This window comes from Actinomycetota bacterium (assembly GCA_005888325.1).
Classification (GTDB): domain Bacteria; phylum Actinomycetota; class Acidimicrobiia; order Acidimicrobiales; family AC-14; genus AC-14.
Genome location: VAWU01000090.1, coordinates 4,636 through 6,569 on the forward strand (window position 1 = coordinate 4,636; position 1,934 = coordinate 6,569).

The following is a 1,934-nucleotide window of genomic DNA, read 5'->3' on the forward strand; positions in this document are numbered from 1 at the left end:
ACGTTCGCACCCGGCGGCATCTCACGGTGGACCTTCAACAGCTCCGGCGCAGCGACGTTCAACGGATCGTTCACCACTCCGTCGAACGTCGTCATCGACATCCAGTTCGCTCCCGAGCCCAGCGGCTGAGACTTCCGCCCCTTCGCTCGCCCGGCTGGAACTGCGCCCGTGGATGGGGCATCTCGCCCGAGGAGCCGGCTCGTTGGGCCTACACGCTAGGGCTACGCTGACGCTTCCGCCGGCGCCCGCCCATGATCTTCGCGAAGGTCGTGCGTAGGATCGAGACCATACGGAAGAAGGGCGTGTCGATCGGCGCATCGCGGACGCTCTGAACGAAGCCGGGGTGCCGACGCGCGCATGGGGCGCTAGGTGGCACGCGAGCACCGTGCAGAAAGTGTTGGGGTCGCGGGTGTCCGCTGACGCGTAGGGCCGCTTCGGGCTGTCCAGAACGAGCGCCGAGCGGGCCCTCGGCGCTGGTTCGTCACAGGCAGCGCGAGACCCAGATTGGCAGCTGACCTTGACCCTCCCAGAGTGGGCAGGCACTCGCGGTCGGGCCCTAGCACCAAGTTGAGCTCTTGGTCTGCGCTTGAGGTCGCCGCAAACGGGCTGGGGTGATCCCTACGCCCAACCCCTCGGCCGTGCCTTCTGTCTAGGCTAGGTGGGCTGGGCACTTCATGAGGGGGAAGCAAGCCTACGGGAAAGCTGATCAACCGCATCGCAGTCCTGGCGGCAACCGCGACGGTGGTGATGGAGGTCGGGCTCGTACCTGCGGCACGAGCCGACACCGCGCCGGAGCTTGCGTGTGGGAGCACGCAACCCGGGCCGTGTTCGCAGACCGCGCACTTCACCGACGTGAACGAGGTGGATTCGCCACCGGAGTCGCCGCTACCGGCCTCGTGTCCCTCGTTCCTCGCCACCGACTTCGTCACGGTGGTCGGCACGGGGAACGGGATCGAGCATGTGACGGTGAACAAGGCGCAGAACTTCTGGTTCACCTCGACCTTCACCGGACAGGTCACCATCACGGCGTACCCGCCGTCGAGCATCACGGCAACGGATGACACGTGCACCGTGACCGGACCTCCGGACCCGAACGTCCCGGCGTTCACCGGAAAGCTCACCGAATGGTTCGGTGCGTCGGGTAACCGCCAGAGCGCGGTGTTCCACGACACGTTCCACTTCTCGGGTACCTCGGCGACTGGGGAGTCGTTCACCATTCACGACGTTGACCACGCGAGCTACACCCCGGGCCTGGACCAGAACGGCCCACCGCATACCGGCTTCACGAAGATCCACTGCTGACGTAGGAACCAACGATGAACGAACGTGCCCGGTCGTATCGCGACCGGGCACGCTCGCGTCGGACTCAGGCGTCCGGCAAGGAGTCGGGTTCACGCTCTGCGATGCGGATGCGTCGACGCCAGCGTGCCGGAGCAGTCCCGCACAGTCCCCTCCGCGGCCCGTTCGGCCAGGTTGAAGTTGCACGCTCGACCAGGCACGGGCGCGATGGCGAACACGCGCGACGATTCGGAAGGCGCCCGAACTGCCGCTCGGCGCTCGCGGGATCGGGCATTCTTTTGCGGATGACGACAGCGTCGGGACTTAGCCTGAACGTGACCCCGGAGCACGGTCACGTAGGCGACCGCGTGGTGCTGTCGCCGAGCGGGCCAGATGCTGATCATGCGGTCGGCGGCGCCGCATCGCGACTCCAGGCCGAACGCGATGGTGAGTGGGTCGACCTCTTTCATCTCGTCTCCTGGGGGGAGGGTGCGCCGAGTTCGGTTCCTGTCCATGGACCCTTCGCAGTCCGAGCGATTGGTCTGAAGGGACCTGTCACGGCCGTCGTACCACCCGTTGAACCAGGCCGGTATCGGATCTGCCGTCACTTCTCGGTCGCACTGGAAGGAGAGCGGGCGCTTCCACTCCCGGCGTTC

General features: G+C 66.4%; 1 protein-coding gene and 2 pseudogenes (1 of these 3 running past the window's edge). All 3 read left to right on the forward strand.

Features of this window, described 5'->3' with window-relative positions:
• Positions 1 to 129: pseudogene (locus tag E6G06_22245) on the forward strand (hypothetical protein); it begins 822 nt to the left of the window's first position.
• A 166-nt stretch (positions 130 to 295) separates the two neighbouring features.
• Positions 296 to 427 (forward strand): annotated as a pseudogene (locus E6G06_22250) (resolvase).
• A gap of 320 nt (positions 428 to 747) precedes the next feature.
• Positions 748 to 1,302, forward strand: a complete 555-nt coding sequence (locus E6G06_22255; protein ID TML85070.1) for a hypothetical protein — start codon at positions 748 to 750, stop codon at positions 1,300 to 1,302.
• The last annotated feature ends 632 nt before the right edge of the window (positions 1,303 to 1,934 follow it).